Origin of the sequence: Sorangium sp. So ce394, assembly GCF_051474665.1 — a bacterium.
Classification (GTDB): Bacteria; Myxococcota_A; Polyangia; order Polyangiales; family Polyangiaceae; genus Sorangium; species Sorangium cellulosum_D.
In genome coordinates this window covers 3,917,497-3,934,497 of the sequence record NZ_CP150339.1, presented here as the reverse complement: position 1 = coordinate 3,934,497, position 17,001 = coordinate 3,917,497, and the positions used below count along the sequence as shown (strand labels likewise).

12 protein-coding genes are annotated in these 17,001 nt (G+C 72.1%); all 12 read left to right on the top strand.

Annotated features, from left to right (window positions below; genetic code table 11):
* The first annotated feature begins 123 nt into the window (after positions 1-123).
* Positions 124-273, top strand: a complete 150-nt coding sequence (gene rpmH / locus WMF33_RS14665) for a 50S ribosomal protein L34 (protein ID WP_012235155.1) — start codon at positions 124-126, stop codon at positions 271-273.
* A gap of 10 nt (positions 274-283) precedes the next feature.
* A complete protein-coding gene (gene rnpA / locus WMF33_RS14660) occupies positions 284-883 on the top strand; it encodes a ribonuclease P protein component (protein ID WP_437337714.1) in 600 nt (199 codons plus the stop codon).
* 64 nt (positions 884-947) lie between these two features.
* Entirely contained in the window at positions 948-1,331 is a 384-nt protein-coding gene (yidD, locus tag WMF33_RS14655; protein WP_437337713.1) for a membrane protein insertion efficiency factor YidD, read from the top strand.
* 156 nt (positions 1,332-1,487) lie between these two features.
* A complete protein-coding gene (yidC, locus tag WMF33_RS14650; protein ID WP_437337712.1) occupies positions 1,488-3,269 on the top strand; it encodes a membrane protein insertase YidC in 1,782 nt (593 codons plus the stop codon).
* Entirely contained in the window at positions 3,262-3,825 is a 564-nt protein-coding gene (locus tag WMF33_RS14645; RefSeq protein WP_236644599.1) for a protein jag, read from the top strand. Before yidC ends, WMF33_RS14645 begins: the two co-directional genes overlap by 8 nt.
* Before the next feature lie 312 nt (positions 3,826-4,137).
* Complete coding sequence (gene rplS, locus WMF33_RS14640; protein ID WP_020734977.1) at positions 4,138-4,491, top strand: 50S ribosomal protein L19; 354 nt, start codon at positions 4,138-4,140, stop codon at positions 4,489-4,491.
* A 273-nt stretch (positions 4,492-4,764) separates the two neighbouring features.
* On the top strand, positions 4,765-5,916 hold the full coding sequence (locus WMF33_RS14635) for an FHA domain-containing protein (RefSeq protein ID WP_437337711.1): 1,152 nt from the start codon (positions 4,765-4,767) through the stop codon (positions 5,914-5,916).
* Between the two features lie 228 nt (positions 5,917-6,144).
* Entirely contained in the window at positions 6,145-8,289 is a 2,145-nt protein-coding gene (locus tag WMF33_RS14630; RefSeq protein ID WP_437337710.1) for an FHA domain-containing protein, read from the top strand.
* Positions 8,290-8,331: 42 nt separating this feature from the next.
* Complete coding sequence (locus WMF33_RS14625; protein WP_437337709.1) at positions 8,332-10,584, top strand: protein phosphatase 2C domain-containing protein; 2,253 nt, start codon at positions 8,332-8,334, stop codon at positions 10,582-10,584.
* A 167-nt stretch (positions 10,585-10,751) separates the two neighbouring features.
* Complete coding sequence (locus tag WMF33_RS14620; protein WP_020734973.1) at positions 10,752-10,886, top strand: hypothetical protein; 135 nt, start codon at positions 10,752-10,754, stop codon at positions 10,884-10,886.
* A 224-nt stretch (positions 10,887-11,110) separates the two neighbouring features.
* Complete coding sequence (locus WMF33_RS14615) at positions 11,111-14,158, top strand: FHA domain-containing protein (protein WP_437337708.1); 3,048 nt, start codon at positions 11,111-11,113, stop codon at positions 14,156-14,158.
* 4 nt (positions 14,159-14,162) lie between these two features.
* Positions 14,163-17,000 carry a TonB-dependent receptor domain-containing protein gene (locus WMF33_RS14610; RefSeq protein WP_437337707.1) on the top strand — a complete coding sequence of 946 codons (2,838 nt, stop codon included), beginning with the start codon at positions 14,163-14,165 and terminating at the stop codon, positions 16,998-17,000.
* The last annotated feature ends 1 nt before the right edge of the window (position 17,001 follow it).

Below are 17,001 nucleotides of genomic sequence, written 5' to 3'. Positions count from 1 at the left end.
CCGAGGCAAGGCCACGTCGTCTGGTGTTGACCTGGGCCGAACGTCGTGCTTTCTTGCGCGCCCGCTTGACGTGCGGCCAGGTCGCCGCCGTTCGCGGTCCAGAACGCCAAGGGACGACCAGCCATGAAGCGCACTTACCAGCCCCACAATACTCGCCGCGCCCGGACCCACGGCTTCCGTGCGCGTATGGCGACCGCCGGCGGTCGCAAGGTCATCAACAACCGCCGCCGCAAGGGCCGCGCCCGGCTCGCGCCTACCATCTACAAGAAGTAACGCAAGCGTGATGGCGACAGCGCATCCGCGCTCGTCGGCGTCCTCCTCCTCGTCGTTCCCGCGCGGGCGCCGCATCCGCAAGCGGGCCGATTTCGTCCGCATCCAGAACGGCGGTCAGCGCGTCACCACCCGACACCTGCTGATCCTCGTCGCGGCCCCGAACGACGCGGCGGCGCGCGGCGCGGGATCCCGCCGCGCGCCGCTCGCCCCCGAGCCCGTACCGGGGGCGCCTCGGCTGGGCCTCGTCGCCTCGCGCAAGGTCGGCGGCGCCGTGGCCCGCAACCGAGCGAAGCGCCTGCTCAGGGAGGCGTTCCGGAGATTCCCGGAGCTCTTCCCGGAGCGCGTCGACATCGTGGTGATCCTGCGCACCGGCGCCGGCGCACTCGGCCTCGACGACGTGCTCGCGGAGCTGCGCAGCGTGGTCCCGGTGCTCCGGCGCAAGGCACGGGACGCGCTCGCCGGCGGGCCTCCCGCGCCCCCCGCCACTGCGCGCGGCGCGCCCCCCGCCACTGCGCGCGGCGCGCCTCCCGCCGCTGCGCGCGGCGCGGCCCCGGCCACGGACGAGCGCGGCGCAGACGAGCGCGGCGCAGAGGATCCGACAGGCCGATGACGTAGCTCACCTTGCGCCGTGGTGCGCCGGGCCCCAAGCTCCCCGCTCATCCACGGGTCACCGCATGCTGGCGAAGCTCCTCCTCGCGCTGATCCGCGCCTACCAGATGACGCTCTCCAAGGTCATCGTGGCGTTGGTGGGCCCGGTCTGCCGGTTCGAGCCCTCGTGCTCGCGCTACGCCGCCGCCTGCATCGTGGGTCACGGAGCGCTTCGGGGGAGCTTGCTTTCGCTCAAGCGACTGTGTAGGTGTCACCCGTTTCATCCGGGCGGGTTCGACCCTCCGCCACCACCTCGTCTTCGCCGTGGCGCGGCGGCTCGGGCGCCAACGCCACGGGACGCTGACCCGCGGGATACGGCACGCTGTTCGTCTACTGGCACGGAGCTCGCCTCGCACGCCTCGCCCCCCCGGCGAGCGGGCTCCAGCGGCCGGGTCACTCTCATGGACTAATCCCGCTCGACCATCGACACGGCCCCGGCGGCACGGCGCCCGACACCCCGCGGGGCGAAGCCCGTCCGGAGCGACCCTGGGCAGCCTCGTGAGGTGTCACGAGACGCCAGCAGCGAAGGGCGCGGGCTCGAGATCCTGGGATCGACGAAGGACTTCATGGAACGCAGCAATATCGCCAAATGGCTGTTCCTCGGCCTCGCCATCATCCTGTTCATCCAGTTCGGCAAGCCGCTCCTCTTCGGTGAGAGCGCGGAACAGCTCCAGCCGCTCGACGTCAACGACAGCACGGCCCCCGCGGAGCGCGCCCCCGCGGAGGCGTGCGTCATCGACGGAGATCGGTTCAAGGCCGAGCTCTCCACGCGCGGCGGGTCGGTCCGGCACATCTGGATGACCGACCCGAAGTACACGACGGGCAACGGCGAGCGCAGGCCGATGGACCTGGTCACGACCTCGCTCGAGTCGCGGATGCCCCTCCGGACGGATCTGCGCCTGCCGGGCGGCAACGCGCAGCAGGTGCCGTTCGACGACCTCGACTGGAAGCTCGCGGCGCAGGACGGCAAGAGCTGCACGTTCACCTACAGCGACGACGCGACGAGGCTCACCAAGGTCGTCGCCGCCACCGGGCGCCCGTACGAGCTGTCGCTGCAGGTGACGGTCGAGAACCTCGCCCAGGAGCCGCGCAAGCACCGGTTCGCCGTCGAGCAGACCGCCTGGCGGACCCAGAAGGAGACCGAGGGCCACCTCGGCCTGATCTCCGAGTGGATCACCGAGACGGTCGCCGCGACCGACCAGACGACCGAGCGCCAGCACCCCGACGCCTTCGAGCCCGGCGACTTCAAGGACAAGGAGTTCACGGCCGAGCGCTGGCGCCGCACGCCGGGCAACGCGCGCTTCGTCGCGGTCTCGAGCAGCTACTTCAGCAAGATCGCGATCCCGCTCGAGGGGCCCGGGAAGCCGGTGGCCGAGACCCAGATCGAGGAGATCTGGGACACGTCGAAGTTCCAGCAGAAGGCCAAGGACCCGGGCCACGGGCACGTCTACCGCGCGCGGCTCGCCTTCCCCGAGCACGAGCTCGCGCCCGGCGGCGCGGTCACCTACAAGGCCCTCTCCTTCACCGGCCCGAAGGAGCGCGACCTGCTCGGCGCCGTGGGCCACGGGACCAGCGAGGTCATCAACCTCGGCTGGTTCTCGCCGATCGCGAAGCTCCTCGTCTCGTACCTCTACGTCCTCTACCGCGCCGTGGGCAGCTGGGGCTGGGCGATCGTCCTGCTCACCATCACCGTCCGGCTCCTGCTCTTCCCGCTGAGCATCCAGCAGATCAAGAGCGCCGCGGCGATGCGCAAGCTCAAGCCGGAGATGGATGAGCTCAACGCGAGGTACAAGGACGACGCCACCCAGCGCGGCCTCGCGATGCAGGAGCTCTGGCGCAAGAACAAGGTCGCCAACCCCGTCATCGGCTGCTTCCCGATGCTGCTCCAGATGCCGGTGTGGTTCGCCCTCTACACCGCGCTCCAGACGGCGGTGGAGCTCTACCACACGCCGTTCGGCCCCGTGATCCCGGACCTGTCGGCCCCGGGGAAGTACTTCATCATCCCGATCGTCCTGGGCGCCTCGAGCTTCATCCAGCAGAAGCTCATGCCCCCGCAGGGCGACCCTGCGCAGCAGAAGATGATGCTGTACCTCATGCCCGGCATCTTCACCGCGATGATGCTCTTCCTCCCGGCCGGCCTCGGCGTTTACATGTTGACCAACACTTGGCTCGGCATCGGCCAGCAGGTGCTCGTCGAGCGGTACCTGAAGGCGAAGAACGAGCGGGCCGGCGGCATCGAGGTGCGAGAGATCGCGAACGCGGAGCCCCAATCCGCGATGAAGAAGACTCAGGGCGACGACAAGTCGGCGCCTGCTCTCGGAAAGGGAAAAGCACGTGTCCGTGGATAGTGAAGCTGCCGAAAGGGGAATCGACGCGGCGGACGTCGATGTCGACGCAGAGGCGCAGGGCGCTGGAGACGCGGCCGAGTTCGAGGAGGACGGTCGCGCCGACATCGCGCTCGACTTCGTCATCGATGTGCTCGCGGCGATGGGCATGGACTGCACCGTCGACCTCCTCGAGAACGAGGAGGAGGATCCGCCCGAGGAGATCCGCCTCGAGATCGAGGGGAAGGACGCAGGTCGCGTGATCGGCAAGAAGGGGCAGACGCTCGCGGCGCTGCAGTTCCTCGCCAACCGCGTGATCAACCGGCCGGGCAAGAAGCGGCGCCACGTGATCATCGACGCCGAGGGCTACCGGCAGCGCCGCGAGGACACGCTCTCCTCCATGGCCCGCCGGCTGGGCAAGCAGGCGGTCGAGGAGGGCAAGATCATCACCTTCGAGCCGATGAACCCGCAGGACCGCCGCGTCGTCCACCTGGCCCTGGCGAAGTTCCCCGGCGTCGTCACGAAGAGCGACGGCGAGGGAGAGGCCCGCCGCGTCCAGATCATCCCCGTCCGCCGTTGAGCGGCCGATGAGCCACACGGAGACCGAGCGCTCGCGAGAGCGCGCACGTGCGCCGCGACCGGCGTTGACACAGGATCGCCCGCATGCATAATGCCGCACCTCTCCGGTACCCCCCGGAGAGGCGCGCGGGCCACGCTCGCGCCCCATGCTCCCGGAACCGCAACCGGGCAAGCATCTGTGTCATGGCGTGATGCACCGGGCCGCGCGCGGCCCCCGCTCCGCCGGACACAGTCCACGAACTGCGGCGGCCCTGCCCCCTTGAGCACGGGACCGCGAAGACGGATCCCCGACCCCTTGAAGGATTGACCGACCATGCAGACATCGAACATCCTCGCGAAGATCGAAGCTCCCCTGTTCCGCGAGGGGATCCCGGATTTCCGCGTCGGCGATACGGTGCGCGTCCACTACCGGATCGTCGAGGGCGAGAAGGAGCGCATCCAGGTGTTCCAGGGCGTGGTGCTGAAGCGCCACCGCGCCGGGGTCCGGAGCACCTTCACCGTCCGCAAGGTGAGCTTCACGGTCGGTGTCGAGCGCATCTTCCTCCTCCACAGCCCCCGCATCGACAAGGTCGAGATCGTCTCGCGCGGCGTGGTCCGCCGCTCGCGGCTCTTCTATCTGCGCAACCTCGCCGGCAAGGCCGCCCGCGTCCGCGACGCGAAGGATTGATCCGCGCCGGCCGGCGTCCCGGCCGCACAGCGCACGTTCCCGCAGAGCAGGAGGCCAGGGGAGCAGTCCGCCCCCTGGCTTGAGGCGCGCTGGCGTTCATGGCGCAGCGCCGCAGACGGCGCGCGCCGAACGGCGATGCGAGCAGGCGCGCGCGAGCCGCATTGCCGGTCTCCGGCAAGGATTCCCGCATACTTCTTCTTGATCCTCGGCCGAGCGCCCACGGTATGCTCGCGCCGCGGCGCCGCGGCGCCGCGAAACCCGAGAAGGATCACCATGCTCTGTCCGCGTTGCGGTGCGCCCGCGACCCCCGCCGATAAATTCTGCGCCGTGTGCGCCTCGCCGCTCGCCCCGTCCGGGCCCGGAGCGTTCGGGGCGCCGCCTCCGCCGCCGCCGCCTCCTCCTCCGCCGTTTCCTGCCCCTGGCTTCGGCTCGCCCCCCGAGCCCCCTCCCAACTTCGGCTCGCCGAGCGGCGGCTTTGGTCCACCGCCGCCGGCGCCCTTCGGAGCACCGCCGGGCTCGCCGCCCGGCTTCCCGCCGCTGCCCGACGGCGGCGCGTCGGGCTTCGGTCCCCCGCCGCCCTTCGGGTCGCCGCCCGGCGGCTACGGCGCTCCCCAGCCGCCTCCTCCGCTGCCGCTGAAGCCGCCGCCGTTCCCGCCGGAGCCGCCGATCTTCGGCGCCCCGGGCGGCAGCGGCGGCTTCGGCCCGGCCCCGAGCTTCCCGGAGCAGCCGCAGGGCGGCTATCCCGTCCCGCCGGTCCCGCGGCCCGGCTTCGGTCCTCCGCCGCAGCCGCAGGGCGCGCGCTGCGTGCAGGGGCACGCGATCCCGGCAGGCGGCTCGTTCTGCATGGAGGGCGGTCACCCGATCGCCCTCGACGGGATCCAGATGAGCGGCGACGCCTTCAACCAGACGGCGTACGCGCCCAACCAGCCGGGGCCGTCCGCGCCGCCGCCCATGCAGCAGGGGGGCGGCATCGGCGGTTACGGCGAGCCTCCGCCGGCCCAGCAGAACATGCCGCTGCCCGCGCCGCCGCCTCCGTACATGTCCTCCCCGCCGGCCGTGCGCCCGCCGACGCCGGCGCCGCCGCGGGGCCAGGAGCGGCGCACCCTCGCGGGCTTCCTCGTGAGCTTCCAGGACGACCCGCTCGGCAGGTTCTGGCCGCTCTGGCAAGGCAAGAACTCGGTCGGCCGCGCCGAGACCGGGCAGAGGGTCGACATCGAGATCGCCCACGGGACGACCTCGACCCACCACGCGGCGATCGAGGTCGACGGCGGCCGGATCGTCCTCGCCGACCTCGGCTCCACCAACGGGACGTTCCACAACGAGGAGGCGATCGGCTTCCAGGGCCGACGCGAGCTGCGCGATGGCGACAAGATCCGCTTCGGCGGGTTCAGCGTCATCGTGTTCAGCGTGGCCGCGCGGGCCTGACCGGCCCATCGCACGAGGAGAGGCGTTGCCGAGCCTGGCCCCCTTCCCCCGCGACGTTCGACCGGCACCTGGCGCCCCGGCCAGGCTGCGTGAAAACCACCCGGATAGCCGCCGCCAGCGCGCGGCGGCCGCCCCGCTCGCGCGGGGAGCGCTCCTCAGCTCCCTCGCGCTCGCTGGAGATCCCCACGCATGACTCCCTCTCATGACGCGACTCGCCCGATCCACTCCATGAGCGCCTCCGCCCGCCGCGAACGGCGCCGGGGCAAGGCCCGCCGCTGCGCTCCGCTGCTCGCCCTCGCCGCAGCCGTCCTCGCGCTCCTCGGCGGACAGCCCCGCGCCGAGGCCGCGCCCGAGGCACACCTGCTCCGCATCGACCCGCGCGCGAGCACCGTGGACGGCTCGCCCGTGCTCACGACCGTGCTCGAGGTCGTGCAGAACAAGCGCCTCAGCGACATCACCCGCAACTGCGCCGCGCTCACGGGCGACGCGAACCTCGACTGCGTCGCCGACGCGATCGAGCAGCCGTCGGCGCTCTACTCGTCGTTCGACTTCCCGGAGAAGAACGCGATCTTCTCCGTCACGGTCGACGGCACGGACCTGCCGGCGAAGTTCGAGTCGAAGGCGCGGTGGGGAGACAGCGCCGGGCAGCCGGGCGTCGGGACGGCGTGGCTCATCCTGATCGACGCCGCGTCGAGCATGGGCACCCGCTTCGACGAGGCGAAGGCGGTCGCGAGCGCGTTCGTCAACGCGATGCAGCCGAACGACATCGTCGACGTGATCTTCTTCAACGATCGCGGCGTCGTCGAGGACTCGAAGTGGGTAGGCAACAAGCAGGCGGCGGCGCAGGCCATCGCCGGCGTGACGCGCACCTACCCGACGCAGGGCCGCACGCGCCCGCTCTTCACGATCATCAAGAACGCCGCGACCGACGCGTTCAAGGAGCTCGGCAACGCCGGCCAGGGGGTCTCGGTGCCGATGCACCAGGCGATGGTCGTCCTCTCGAACGGCTCGGCCGGCGCCGACCCGAGCTCGACCGCGGCGGCGTCGAACCTGCTCCGGGACTACCTCACGAAGGGGCGGTTCCCCGAGAACAACGACGTCCTGCCGAAGACGCCGGTGCCCGTCATCTCGATCTGGTTCCCGAGCCGGCTCGTCGAGGAGTTCACGGCGAACTCCCGCGAGTTCATGGAGGGGATGGCGAACACCGAGATCGGCGGCTTCTTCAGCGTGGTGCGCGACGGCCAGCAGCGGCGCGCGGCCAACCTCGTCAACGCGATCCGCACCCGCTTCAACAAGATGCACATCGTGAAGTGGCGGGTCTCGTGCGTCGCGCCGAGCATCACGCAGACGTTCAAGCTCGCCTTCGTCAACACCGATCCGCCGATCGCGGGCGACGCCACGTTCCAGAACGTCCCCGTCGGCATCGATCCCACCGCGTGGCCGCTCGACATCGACCGCGACGCGACCGATCGCGCCGCGAAGAAGACGCCGCTCTACCCCGGCGGCACGATCAAGATCTTCGGCAACTTCTGCTGGGGCGGCAACGCGCAGCGGGCCGAGATCTACATGATCCCGAAGAACCAGGCCGCGCCGCAGTCGCTGCAGGGCGGGAGCATCGAGGACGCGAGGAAGGCCCAGCGGACGCTGATCGACGGCGGGATGCGCGGCAAGGCGATCTCGGCCGGCGACAGCGTCGTCGAGTTCGAGCTGCCAGACACGGACAAGTTCCTCGTCGGCAAGGGCGACCAGATGACGGCGCGCCTCATCGTCTACGACAACCACGCCCGGCGGACGAGCGCGGTCACGGCCGACAAGATCCTCACGCTGAAGGCGAAGGAGGCGCCGCTGCCGTACCTCTTGATCGCGGGCGTGACCTTCGGCGGCGTCGTCATCGTGCTGCTGCTCGTCTCGATCTTCCGCGGCGGCGGCGGCCGCCGGCGCGGCGGGACGGCGGCCGCGGCGCCCCCGAGGCCCATCGTGGCGGGCGGCGGGTCGCCTCCGCCGTACGCGCCCGCGCCGCCTCCGCCGGGCGACTTCGGCTACGGCGGCGGGCCGATGATGGCGCCTCCGCCGGGCGGCGCCAGCCGCGCGACGCTCTCCGGGCCGGCGGGCATCTTCACCGTGCACCCCGGCGTCGAGGTGCGCGCGGGGCGCGACGGCGCCTCGTGCATGATCGCGCTATCGGAGCCGCGCGTGTCCGGCACCCACGCGAGCGTGAAGCTCGAGGCCGGTCAGCTGTTCGTGCGGGACGAGGGCTCCAACAACGGGACGTACGTGAACGGTCAGCGCGTCGCCGCGGGCGTGTGGACGCCCGTGCCCCCCGGCGCGTCGTTGCGGTTCGGCCCGGTCGAGTTCAGCGTCCGTTTGGAGTAGCGTGTCCGGGGCCCGGCCTCACGCCCCAAGCGACGCCCCCTCATGATGCCCCCGACCGAGTCCTCCCCGCACCTCAAGATCGAGTTCGCCCAGGCCAGCGATGCGGGCCGGGATCCGAACAAGCAGGTCAACGAGGACGCGTGCGGCTACGCCGAGACCAAGTTCGGTTACCTCTGCGTCCTGTGCGACGGCATGGGCGGGCACTACGGGGGCAGCGAGGCGAGCCGCACCGCCATCAAGACCATCTTCGAGGTGATCGAGCAGACGCCGGCCGCGGTGGATCCGAGGGCGGCGCTCAAGGCCGCGATCGAGGAGGCGGGGCGCCGCGTCTATCAGCTGGGCGGGCCGGCGGAGAACCGCGTCCGCCCGGGCTCGACCGTCGTCGCGATGGTCCTCCACGACAGCGGCGTCGACGTCGCGCACGTCGGCGACAGCCGCGCGTACGTGATCCGGAGCCACCAGATCTACCCCCTCACGCGCGACCACTCGATGGTGCAGGGGATGATCGACGCGGGCATGATCACGGAGGCCCAGGCGATCGGCCACCCCGACGCGAACAAGATCACGCGCGCCCTCGGGATGAAGCCGGAGGTGGAGGTCGAGGTTCGACCCGAGCCGATGGAGCTGTATCCGGGCGACGTGCTGATCCAGGCGAGCGACGGCCTCACCGATCTCGTGCTCGGCGCGGACATCCTCGGGTGCACGCGGCAGGCGCTCGCGTCGGGCTCGGTCGATCACGCCTGCAAGATGCTCGTGCAGCTCGCGAACCATCGCGGCGGTCACGACAACATCACCGTCCAGATGGTCCGGGTGCTCGAGACGGGCAGCCGCTCGCTGACGATCGCGCACGGGCCGCCGGGGGCAGACGGCGCCGGCGACGGCGTCGATCTGACGCGCGCGTCGGCTGGAGGCGCCGTGTCGCCCAGCGACGCGACGACCGTGGTCCCGACGGGCAACACCGGTGCGCCCGCCACGGCGCCGAGGACCACCGGCGACGCGCCCGCCTTGGCGCCGAGGACCACCGGCGACGGGCCCGCCTTGGCCCCCACGGCGACCGACAACGTCGCTCCTGCCCTGGTCCCGACGGCGACCGACAACGTGCACGCGCTGGTCCCGACGGCGACCGACAACGTCCCTGCCCTGGTCTCGACGGTGACCGACAACGCCGCTGCCGCGGCGCCAGCAGCCGCGAGCAGCGCGCCCGCCGTGGCGACGACGCTCACCACCGGGGCCCCGGCGGTGCGGCCGACGGCCGCCGACAACGTCCCTGCCGTGGCGCAAACGCTCACCACCGGCGCTCCGGCGGTGAGCCCGACCGCCACGGACAACGTCCCCGCCGTGGCGTCAGCAGCCGCGAGCAGCGCACAGGCGCTGCGCCCGACCATCGACAGCACGCCGACGGTGAGCCCGACGGCGATGGACGCCGGCCTGGCGCGGCCTGCGACGGTGCCAGGGAGCCCTGCGCCCGTGCCTCACGCGATCGCGCCGGACGCGCCCGCCGTGCTGTCTCCCCTCCCCCTGAGCGCTCCCGCGGCGGCCGCGCCGCCCCCGATGGCCCATGGCGCGCCACCTCACCCGGGTTCCTTCGGCGCTTCACCTCACCCCGGCGCCGCCTTCGGCCCGCCGCCTCACCCGGGTTCCTTCGGCGCCCCGCCTCACCCGGGCGCCGCCTTCGGCCCGCCTGGCGCCGCCCACGGCCCGCCACCTCACCCGGGTTCCTTCGGCGCGTCACCTCACCCGGGCGCCGCCTTCGGCCCGCCTGGCGCCCACGGCCCGCCGCCGCACCCGGGTTCCTTCGGCGCCCCCCCCCACCCGGGCCCCCCGCCCCACCCGGGCGCCGCCTTCGGCCCGCAGCCTCACGCAGGCGCCCCGCCTCACCCGGGCGCCCCGCCCCACCCGGGCGCCGCCTTCGGCCCGCCGCCGCACCCGGGTTCCTTCGGCGCCCCCCCCCACCCGGGCGCCGCCTTCGGCCCGCAGCCTCATCCGATCGACCCGGACGCTCCTCCTCCCTCGGTGGCCTTCGCTGGGCACCATGGCGCGGCGCCGGGAGGTCCCCCTGCCGCCGCCGCGCCGCACCTCGCCCCCGGTTCGCCGCACGCGCCTGGCTACGCCGCGACCGCGCCGCGCGCCGTGCCAGCGCCGAGCTTCTCCGGGCCCGTGTCCTCGTCCACGGCCTCGGGTATCCCGAGCACCGTGCGCGTCTCGCGCGGCGTCTACATCGCCGCCATCGCGTCGATCTCGGTCGTGGTCGTCGCGCTGATCGCCCTCCTGCTCTGGAAGCTCACCGCCGATTGAGCCGAGCGGCGCGACGACGCCACCGCGCCCCGACGCAACCACGCGACCGACGCAACCGCCGCAGCGTGAACGGACGCGCGGACGAACGCTGCGGCGCGATGGGGCCGCGGAATGCAATTGAAGAAGGACAGGATTCCGGATTAGCCTAGCTCTCCGGAGGTTCCTCCATGCCTGGAGATCAAGAGCTCGAGGTCGGACACGACATGGAGGGCGCACCCGCGGACCTGGAAGACGAGCCCCCGTCGACCCGTACGCTCTCCCTCGAGGAAGCCCGCGCCGGCTTCATGCTCCTCGACCTCTGATGCGCTGAGCCGCACGCGTCCCGGCCGCCACCACGCGCCGCGCTGAAGCCCTGTTCGCCCAGCGACGAAGGCCTACCGCCGCTCCACACGCCCCACACCGCGCGACGAAAGCCACGCGGTCCCCGCCACGCACCCGGCCGCGAGCAGCGTCGCAGCGAGCGACAGCCGCAGCACGCGCCTCTTTCCTTGCCCTCCCCAACCGCCTGTGGTGAAACGCGGCCCGCATGATCCCGGGGCTAGGTAAACAAAGCATCACGATCGGCAGCGCCCCCACCTGCGATGTGGTGCTCGTCGCTCCCGGCGTCCTGCCCGAGCACGCGCGCATCGTCCACCAGGGCGGCGGCAAGCTGCTCTTCCTCTGCGGCCAGGGACCCGCGTCGGCCAACGGGCGGCCCCTCGCGCCCGGCGAGCAGGTCCCGTTCGACTTCCGCACCCAGTTCGTCGTCGCGCAGGCGCCGGTCCCGCTCAATCACCCGGCGATCACGCTGATGATGGCGTCGCCCGGCCAGCTCGCGCCCGCGCCCGGCCAGGTCGTGATCGGGCGAGACCCCACGCGCGCCTCCCTGGTGCTCCAGCACCCGAGCGTCTCGAGCCAGCACGCCACCGTCACGCTCGATCGCATGATGGTCATCGACCACAACTCGACGAGCGGCACCTACGTGGGCGCGCAGCGCATCGCCCCCGGCGCGCCGACGCCCATCGATCCGCAGGGCGCCGTCGCCTTCGGGCCCGTCCCGGTCCAGGTCAGCCTGCTCGTGCAGCTCGCCCAGGCGGCCCGGCAGTCGTCGCTGCCCGCCGCGCCCGGCGCGAGCGCCCTGCCGCCGCAGCCCGCCGCCGTCAGCTACACGCCGCCGCAGGCCGGCTACGCGCCGCCGCCGCAGCCCGCCGCCTCCGGCTACGCGCCGCCGCCCGCGCCCGCGGCGTCGTCCGGGCCCGCCGCGGGCGCGCCCGGCAGGAAGAACAAGACGGTCCTCGGCCAGCTCGACTTCTCCGGCGGCGGGCCGAACGTCAAGCAGATCGGCCGCACCCCCGACAACGACATCGTGCTCGCCCACCCCCAGGTGTCGAGCCACCACGCCCTCCTCCACTCGATCAACGGGCAGCTCTACGTCGAGGATCGCGGCAGCGCCAACGGCACCTACGTCCGCGGCAACCGCATCGCGCCCGGCCAGAAGATCGCCGTCCAGAGCGGCGAGAAGATCTACATCGGGCCGATGCCCCTCCAGATCGAGATGGGGGGCGCGGGCGCGGTCGAGGTCGTCCAGGAAGAGTACGCCGCCGACCGGTGGGCAGGGCGTCCGCTCTACGAGATCGAGGCGTGGAGCCTCGCCCTCCAGGTCCCCGACCGGGACAACCCCCAGGAGCAGAAGACGCTCCTCGACAACGTGTCGTTCAAGGCGCTGCCGGGCGACATGATCGCGCTCATGGGGCCGTCGGGCGCCGGCAAGACGACGCTCCTGCTCACCCTGAACGGCTACCTGCCGCCGACGAGCGGCGTCGTCCGCATCAACGGCGAGGACCTCTACAACATCTACGACACGCTCCGCGGCTCCATCGGCTACGTGCCGCAGGACGACCTCGTCCACCCGGAGCTCACCGTCTTCGAGGCCGTCCGCTACAGCGCGAAGTTCCGGCTCCCGCCCGACTACAGCGAGGCCGAGATCGACGCGCGCGTCGAGCAGACCATCAAGGACCTCGGCCTGGAGGGCGTCAAGAACCTCCAGATCGGCAAGCCCGAGAACAAGATCCTCTCGGGCGGGCAGCGCAAGCGCGTCAACATCGCGCTCGAGCTCGTCACCGACCCCGTCATCCTCTTCCTCGACGAGCCGACCTCGGGCCTCGCCGCCGACGACACGACCGCGCTGATCAGCCTGCTGCACGACCTCACCAAGGCCACCGGCAAGACGATCATCATGACGATCCACCAGCCGGCGAAGGACGAGTTCGAGAAGTTCAGCCACGCGCTCATCCTCGGCTACGGCGGCATCCCGATGTTCTTCGGGCCGACCCGGCCCGACGCGTACCGCTTCTTCGGCAGCTGGAAGGAGCGGCACGGCCAGCCCAACGACGTCGACAACCCGCGCGACATGTTCGAGATGCTCGCCCTCCGCGAGCGTCCCATCTTCGATCAGCTCCGCGCGCGGGATCCGAACGCGTCGCGCGGCGAGGCGAGGCGGCTCGCGGCCCTCGAGTGGCGCAAGGAGTTCTTCAGCGACGGGAACCCGACGTACCGGCGGATGTACTCCGGCCGGCGGGAGATCGGCACCGGGCAGGGGCAGCGCGGCATCCCGGCCGGCCGCGCCACGACCAAGGGGCAGCTCGGCCTGCTCCTGTCGCGCTACTTCAAGGTGAAGAAGCGCGACATCGGCGGCACCCTGATCATGCTCCTCCAGGCCCCGATCATCGGCATCCTGCTCGCGATCGTGTTCGGCGGGCAGGAGAAGGCGATCCCGGCGTGGTGCCTCGGCGCCCTCCAGGAGCTCGGCCGACGCGCCGGCGGCGCGGATCAGAGCACCGACATCCTCAAGGGGATGGAGGTCACCACCGATCACACCGCGGCGATCTTCTTCCTCGTCGTCGCCGCGGTCTGGTTCGGGACCTCGAACGCGGCGCGCGAGATCGTCAGCGAGCGGGCCATCTACCTCCGCGAGCGCATGGTCAACCTGGGGCTCGTCAACTACGTGCTCTCCAAGTACCTGCTGCTCGCCGGGTTCTGCCTCGTCCAGTGCACGATCCTGCTCGCGATCGTGTTCTTCGCCCTCGGCTTCCACGGCGGCGCGCAGGCGTTCGCCATGCAGCTCGCCGCGCTGACCGCCACCTCGCTCAGCGCCGTCGCGATGGGGCTCCTCCTCTCGACGGTGGTCGCCTCGTCCGAGGCGGCCATGGCGCTCACGCCGATCGCGCTCATCCCGCAGGTCGTCCTCGGCGGGCTCATGGTGCCGATGACGACCGTGCCGCACCTCCGGCCGCTCATGTACATCATCCCGGCGCGCTGGGGCTTCGAGGGCGCGATCGCGCCGGAGCGGCTCGCCGTCGCGGAGGACCCGGCCTGGGTCATCGATCTGCGCCGCACCGACTCGAGCCCCGCGGACTTCATCGAGGGCGGCAAGTTCAAGTGCTCCATCGCGCAGATGGCCGCCGACAACTACGCGGGCGCGTGGGGCTTCACCACGTACGATCAGACCTGGATCCCCTTCGCGGTCCTCGCCGGGATGACCGTCATCATCCTCGTCACGCTCTGCGCGGTGCTCAAGCGGCGCGACCCGGTGTGACCTCGTGACGAAGCAGGAGCCGGCCCCCGCCCGCACCGATGTCGATGGCCCGCTCCCGGGCGCGCGCCCGCGAGGGCCGCGCGCCGCGGCGCTGCTCTCGCTCGCGCTCGCCGCGCTCTCGCCGGCCGCAGCGCGCGCGCAGCAGCAGGGCCAGCAGGGCCAAGGCGAGCCGCAGGCGCCCGAGGGCCCGACGAGCGTGCCCCGCGGCGAAGGCGGCGCGATCGTCACGCCGGGCGCCATCGTCACGCCCCCCGCCCCCACGGACGCGCCGGCGGGGCGGGCGACGCCGCCGCGGGCGCTCAACTACACGCCCCCGGCGTACCCGCCCGACGCCGAGAAGCAGGGGCTCGAAGGGTCGGTGACCCTGCAGCTCGACATCGATCGCAACGGGCGCGTGAAGCAGGCGGTCGTCGTCGAGAGCGCGGGGCACGGGTTCGACGAGGCGGCGGTCGCCGCGGCCCAGAAGCTCGAGTTCGAGCCCGCCCGCCGCGCCGACGGCACGCCCGCCGCGGCCCGCATCCTGTACCGCTACTCGTTCACCCTGAAGACGGCCGCGCCGCCGCCGGCCGCCGGCGAGCAGGAGAGGCCCGCCGAGAACCTCCGCGGCACCGTGCTCGCCAGCGGCGGCGACGTCCCGCTCGCCGGCGCCACCGTGTCGGTCGCGCGCGTCGCCGCGGTCGACGCTCGCGGCGCCGCGCCGCCGGAGCGCACGACCGACGAGGGCGGCGGCTTCGTCTTCGTCGATCTGCCGCCCGGGCGCTACCAGGTCACCGTCGCCGCGCCCGGCTTCGAGCCGCTCTCGGTCGAGGAGGAGATCGCCGCGGGCGAGCAGCTCGAGGTGAAGTACCGCCTCCTGCCCCGCGGCGAGGGCCTCGAGGTCACCGTCCGCGGCGACAGGCCGCCGCGCGAGGTCACGAAGCGCACGCTGGAGCAGCGCGAGATCAACCGCATCCCCGGCACGAACGGCGACGCGCTGCGCTCGCTCCAGAACCTGCCGGGCGTGGCGCGCCCGCCCACCCTCGCCGGCCTGCTGATCGTGCGCGGCTCGGGCCCGCAGGACACGCAGACCTTCGTCGACGGCACGCAGGTGCCGCTCATCTACCACTTCGGCGGCCTCTCCTCGGTCGTGCCGACCGAGATGCTGGAGAAGATCGACTTCTACCCCGGCAACTTCAGCGCGAAGTACGGCCGCGTGCAGGGCGGCATCGTCGACGTCGCCCTGCGCTCGCCGAAGGAGGACGGGGAGCTCCACGGCCTCGCGCAGATGGACCTCATCGACGCGCGCGTCCTGCTCGAGGGGCCCGTGCCGTTCCTCAAGAACACGCGCTTCATGGTGGCGGGCCGGCGGAGCTACATCGGCGAGTCGTTCGGCCCGGTGCTCGAGGCCGCGGGCGCGGGGGTGACGCAGGCGCCCGTCTACTACGACTACCAGGCCCTCCTCGAGACCGAGCCGACGCCCTCGTCGCGCCTCCGCCTCACCTTCTTCGGCTCGGACGACGCCCTCGAGCTGCTCCTCAGCGACCCGGCGCCCAACGAGCCGGCCCTCTCGGGCAACGTCGGGCTGCACACCGCGTTTCAGCGCCTGCAGCTCCGCTACGATCACGAGCTCACCGATCGCGACCGGCTCGACGGCGTGCTCGCGATCGCGCGCGACGACGCCGATTTCGGGGTGGGGCCGATCTACTTCCAGCTCGATCTCAAGACGCTCTCCGGCCGCATCGAGTACGCGCGGCGGCTGTCCAAGGGCGCTGTCCTCAACGCGGGGGTCGACGTCTTCGCCGGCCTCTACGCGGTGAACCTCCGCGCCCCCGCGCCGAACCGCCCCGGCGAGCCGCCGAACCAGCCGTTCTCGACGCGCACCCTCCAGGAGGTCTCGCGCGACGGCAGCTTCTTCTACCCCGCGGGCTACGTCGAGCTCGAGTTCGCCCCGAGCCCCCAGGCGAAGATCGTCCCGGGCGTGCGCCTCGACTACCAGGACCTGAACGAGCAGCTCACCGTGAGCCCGCGCGTGAACGGGCGCGTCGACGTGGTCCAGGGGTTCCCGCGGACGACGGTGAAGGGCGGCGTCGGCGTGTTCCACCAGCCGCCGCAGTTCCAGGAGGTGATCCCGCCGCTCGGCAACCCGGGCCTGAAGTCGACCCGGGCGCTGCACTACGCGGCCGGCGTCGAGCAGGAGATCACCCGGCACATCGAGGCGTCGGCCGAGGGGTTCTACAAGCAGCTCGACGCGCTCGTCGTCGGCGTGAACCGCCCCGGATCGATCCAGCTCGACTACCAGAACGCCGGGTCCGGCAGGGTCATCGGGGGCGAGTTCCTGCTCAAGTACAAGCCCGACGATCGCTTCTTCGGCTGGGCCGCGTACACGCTGTCGCGCAGCACGCGGGTGCCCGGGCTCGGCGAGGCGGAGCGGCTCGTCTCGTTCGATCAGACGCACATCCTGACGGTGCTGGGCAGCTACCGCCTCGGCGACGGCTGGGAGTTCGGCGCGCGGTTCCGCCTGGTCTCCGGCAACCTGGTCACGCCCAACGTGTGCAACGTCAACGAGCTGAGCTGCGACGCGTACCGCACCAACGCGCTCTTCTACGCGCCCACCGGGACCTATACGCCGATCCCGTTCTCCGGCCCGAGCAGCGAGCGGCTCCCGCCGTTCCACCAGCTGGACCTGCGCCTCGACAAGTCGTGGAAGTTCAAGCGCTGGCAGCTCTCGGCCTACCTCGACGTGCAGAACGTCTACAACAACGCGAACAGCGAGGCGATTCAGTACAACTACAACTACACGGCCCGTCAGTACGTCACGGGGTTGCCCATCCTGCCGAGCTTCGGGCTGCGAGGAGAGTTCTGAG